Origin of the sequence: Bacillus sp. S4, assembly GCF_040838205.1 — a bacterium.
GTDB classification, from domain to species: domain Bacteria; phylum Bacillota; class Bacilli; order Bacillales; family Bacillaceae_G; genus Bacillus_A; species Bacillus_A cereus_U.
Genome location: NZ_JBFPJI010000288.1, coordinates 1 through 4,100 on the forward strand (window position 1 = coordinate 1; position 4,100 = coordinate 4,100).

The window sequence follows — 4,100 nt, forward strand, 5'->3', positions numbered from 1 at the left end:
TAGTAATCTGTTTCGTTTCGTATTCATTTCAAAATCTCCTAATATATAATCTAAAACTGCAAATAGCTAGTAAAATATAATCATTTTACTAGCTATTTATGGTCGACTTCACTTTGTATTTAATCCAATAACTCTTGCTGCTTTTTCTTTGAAAATGATTGTAGTACTAAATCATACGACCAATCAATCATTTTATTAATTTGTTCTTGTTCTACACCCTTATGTATATAAACTGTATTCCAATGTTTTTTATTCATATGATATCCAGGAATAATTGTTTCCGGATAATCTTCTCTTATTCGCAAGGCAAGTTCTGGATCACATTTTAATGTAATCGCAGCTTTTTCACCTTCTTCATGATTCACTATCGCAAATATTTTATTATTGATCCTCATACATGTTGCACTCCAGCCATCTGGAGAATCTGCTGTCGCTTTTCTTTTCGATAAACAATATGCTCTTGTTGCATTCATTCTAATTGGCACCTCTTATTCTTTCACTATTTGATTACGATGCATCACAATTTGCTTCGTCGCTTGAAACTGCTGTTCACCATAAAACTTTATTAGTTTCTCTCCGCAAAATAGACTAACAATATCAATATGAGATATCTCTTTCAGTAACATTGTTAGCATCTTCTCACCAATACCTTTATTTCTTACACTTTCATGTACGACAACATCTTCAATATACGCCCGAAAAACACCGTCAGTAACAACTCTAGCAAATCCAATTAATTCGTTTTCTTCCCATACTCCAATTGCTATACTATTCTTTAACATTTTTTCAATATCAATTACTTTTCTTTCTGGCCACCAGCCAACAGAATCGTAAAGTTTCTTTATTTTTTCTACACAGATTGGTTGTTCATGTTGTAATTTATACGTGTACATTTTTTTCTCCCATCAACTAGTATACATAATATTATTATAATCTCTTTTCTAAAAAGTGTTGACTATGCCCTTTAGGATGATTTTCAACAACACCATATTCTCGGTATCCGTGCTTTTTATAAAATTCTGGTGCTTGGAAACTAAATGAATCTAGTAAAATGAGTCTACATCCTTTTTCCTTCGCAATTTCTTCTATTGTATGTAACAATTGACTACCATAACCATCATGGCGAACTGATTCATCAACCCATAAAAAATCTATATGTAGATGATAAAAATACATCGTTCCAGTTACCCCGCCAAAGATTTTCCCTTCCTCATCTTTCACTACGAAACTTACTTGTTCCATTGGCTGTTTTACTTCATCTGACAACACAGACATGTTATATTGAATTAATTTATTTTTAATGTATTCTCCTTCAGTGCGAGTACCGTTCTCTATACGTTTCATATGTACTTCTTCCTTTCAATTCTTATAATATTTACATATTTTTATTTCTTCATTTTAATAGACTAATCCATACAAATCCACCATATGTAACAAAACATGAAAAACTAATTAACCCCGGCATTGATACATACCCTTTTCTTGCATAACTTATGACGGTATAACTAGCAATTAATGGAATAGGTTTATATCTGTGACATAAGGGCATATGCTTATTTTTATTTTTAAAGGCTTTTTCCTTATACTTGCGTGTTAGCTAACTCATAAACTATATAGTGTAAGTTGGGTTAATGATAAGGATGGTGTAAAAATGAGTAAATTTAATAAGAAATTTCATATTCCATGCGAATGTTTTGGGCCCCCTTTACCTCCACCTGAAATTGGTCCAACGGGTCCAACAGGACCGACAGGACCAACAGGACCAACAGGACCGACAGGACCAACAGGACCAACAGGACCAACAGGACCAACAGGACCGTCAGGAGGACCGTCAGGACCAACAGGACCAACAGGCGCAACAGGCGCAACAGGCGCAACAGGCGCAACAGGACCAACTGCAGTAGCGTGTTGTCCATGTACTAATGTTCTTGACAACCCTGGATTTGACGAACCACCATTAGTAACCGATCCAGTTCCTGGTTGGAATCAAATTGGGGATGTTGAAGAAGTAGGTGTTCCAAATGCTCATAGTGGTCGTATTCTTTCAAATGGGGCACTTAGTCTCTTAGCTGCGTCAATTGGACCAGGTGGAAGTATTAATCAATTGGTTGATGTTGACGAAGGTTGTTGTTTTACGTTTTCTTTTGCTGCGGATGTAAGGGATAATGCATTTCTTATAGCTTCTGTATCTTTTCCAGACCTTGGACATGGATGTCCTCCTCTCCCAATAACTCTTGGAAATATTCCACATATTATACCTGTTGCGAATCAACCGCAATCCCTTTTCCAACATTATATTCTTGTTGTGTGTATACCTCCTGGTGTGACTACAGCATGTGTTGCTTTCCAAAATATTGCTACAGGTGGGCAAGGCGCAACAGCTTTTGTTGACAATGTTGTATTTCAACCTACTGGTGGACCTTGTACTTCATGTTCACAAAATTTCTAATGTATTGAAGTACTTGAATCTTTTCGTTTTGCTGGCGGATCACAAAACCATTAAGGAGAGCCTTTGTGCTCTCTTTTTATGTTAGAAATCACCAGACACTCCCATATGCTGAGCGCATTCCTTTATAGTCCCGATACATATGAGCGATTCACTTTTGTAAACGGTATACTCCTTTAGGTGCACTATTCCCCTCCCTGCTATTAAAATAACGTTTTTATTCAATTATCGGTTACAACGTTTGTTTGACTTGTCATCTTATATTCTTTATATAAGCACTTCAAAGCTTCTAGAATTGTTTCATCAACCTCTTTATTATCAAATCGATTAGGTAAATCTCTTCCCCCAATTACATAAAGAAACGGAAATTCATGAAACATCCCTATTATACCAATATTTATTGTAGCGGTGGATAAACCACCTGTCACATGCGCTAAATGATAATACGGTATCCCTTCATAATTACCTTGTTGCCTTACCATTCCACTAATAATGGGTTCCCATAATTCTGGTTCTGCTTTATACCCTTGAAAAATATGTACTAAAAGTGAAAGAACTTGATTTAACTCTCCGACATTTTGCTCATCTCTAGGGTTTTCCTGTATATGAATCTTTGAAAAGTACGTTAAAACATTTTCTCTGACAGTTTCCCATCCTCCGTAGTGCATTACAACCGAGTGAGCAATATAACTGTCGTGGCAAGCTATCATTACTTCAACCGCTTTACTAAGTGTTAATGTAGTTCTTCCTTGTAAATGAGGATATAACTGTACACTATCCTCATTTGGATTAAACTTAATGTGATGAAGTGTATCATTCCAATTAATTTGTTTGTCCTTTACCATCCTCGCTACTGCAAATCCAATTGCCACTTTTGCTGCTGATGCTAATGGAATATAAAGATTATTATTATAGGAGGCAACTATATTTTCATATTTTGTAGAGTAAACAGATACTCCAACTTGACCAGATTGTATTTCTTTTATTTTTCGTATGACAGTTTCCATATTCATCCCTCTTTTTATATTGTTTTATCACCTCCTGAAAATTCGATATAAAATGTAAAAACCCTTCTTTGTTAAATTATATTGGTGAATACAAAAAAGATAGTATGAGATTTCTTCATACTATCTTTTGAAATATATACAATTTCTTTTTAAAATCATTTTTACAGTAATAAATACAGCTATTCTTCAGTAGGATTTTTAGGACCATTAAGCTCCAATTGATAAAAAGCTAAATCTAGCCATCGATTGAACTTATAACCGGCTTTTTTTATTGTCCCTGCATGAACAAATCCATAGTTTTGATGCAGGGCAATACTTTTCTCATTTTCTGCGTCAATTCCAGCAATTAAGGTCATATATTCTCTTTCCTGTGCAATAGCTATTAGTTCTTTCATTAAAGACTTCCCAATTCCACTTTTTCTATATTCCTTATCAACGTATATGGAGTGTTCAATTGAATATTTATAGGCAGGCCACGCTCTAAATGGACCAAATGTTGCAAATCCCACTACTTTATTATCTAGTTCGTATACTAAAATTGGATAACCGTCAGTCTTTTTTTGTTCATACCAATCTATTCTATTTTCAAGGGTTACAGGTTTATAAGCATATACAGCTGTTGTATAAACTATCGCATCATTATAAAT

The 4,100-nt window shown here is 34.8% G+C and carries 6 protein-coding genes; 1 reads left to right on the forward strand and 5 read right to left on the reverse strand.

Features of this window, described 5'->3' with window-relative positions:
- Positions 1-119: 119 nt before the first annotated feature.
- Genes AB3X48_RS18595 through AB3X48_RS18605 form a run of 3 tightly spaced genes read right to left on the reverse strand, consistent with a single transcriptional unit; the run spans position 120 to position 1,344 of the window.
- The gene (locus AB3X48_RS18595) at positions 120-473 is read right to left on the reverse strand and encodes an MmcQ/YjbR family DNA-binding protein (protein ID WP_002161512.1); all 354 of its coding nucleotides are present in this window, start codon (positions 471-473) and stop codon (positions 120-122) included.
- A 15-nt stretch (positions 474-488) separates the two neighbouring features.
- On the reverse strand, positions 489-893 hold the full coding sequence (locus AB3X48_RS18600) for a GNAT family N-acetyltransferase (protein WP_016105075.1): 405 nt from the start codon (positions 891-893) through the stop codon (positions 489-491).
- 34 nt (positions 894-927) lie between these two features.
- Positions 928-1,344, reverse strand: coding sequence for a GNAT family N-acetyltransferase (locus tag AB3X48_RS18605; protein WP_016105076.1), 417 nt, complete (start codon positions 1,342-1,344; stop codon positions 928-930).
- 307 nt (positions 1,345-1,651) lie between these two features.
- On the opposite strand from AB3X48_RS18605, the gene AB3X48_RS18615 reads away from it, so the two are divergent.
- Positions 1,652-2,449, forward strand: coding sequence for a collagen-like protein (locus AB3X48_RS18615; RefSeq protein ID WP_367959801.1), 798 nt, complete (start codon positions 1,652-1,654; stop codon positions 2,447-2,449).
- Between the two features lie 218 nt (positions 2,450-2,667).
- Here the strand turns inward: AB3X48_RS18615 and AB3X48_RS18620 are convergent, their stop codons facing one another.
- A complete protein-coding gene (locus AB3X48_RS18620) occupies positions 2,668-3,453 on the reverse strand; it encodes a serine hydrolase (RefSeq protein WP_002200246.1) in 786 nt (261 codons plus the stop codon).
- 179 nt (positions 3,454-3,632) lie between these two features.
- On the reverse strand, positions 3,633-4,100 hold a 468-nt coding region (locus AB3X48_RS18625; RefSeq protein WP_367959802.1), incomplete at its 5' end, for a GNAT family N-acetyltransferase.

What these genes read in the sequence shown, in the direction of transcription:
- AB3X48_RS18595 (WP_002161512.1), bottom strand. Translation starts at nt 473, where the DNA reads ATGAATGCAACAAGAGCATATTGTTTATCGAAAAGAAAAGCGACAGCA.
- AB3X48_RS18605 (WP_016105076.1), bottom strand. Translation starts at nt 1,344, where the DNA reads ATGAAACGTATAGAGAACGGTACTCGCACTGAAGGAGAATACATTAAA.
- AB3X48_RS18600 (WP_016105075.1), bottom strand. Translation starts at nt 893, where the DNA reads ATGTACACGTATAAATTACAACATGAACAACCAATCTGTGTAGAAAAA.
- AB3X48_RS18615 (WP_367959801.1), top strand. Translation starts at nt 1,652, where the DNA reads ATGAGTAAATTTAATAAGAAATTTCATATTCCATGCGAATGTTTTGGG.
- AB3X48_RS18620 (WP_002200246.1), bottom strand. Translation starts at nt 3,453, where the DNA reads ATGGAAACTGTCATACGAAAAATAAAAGAAATACAATCTGGTCAAGTT.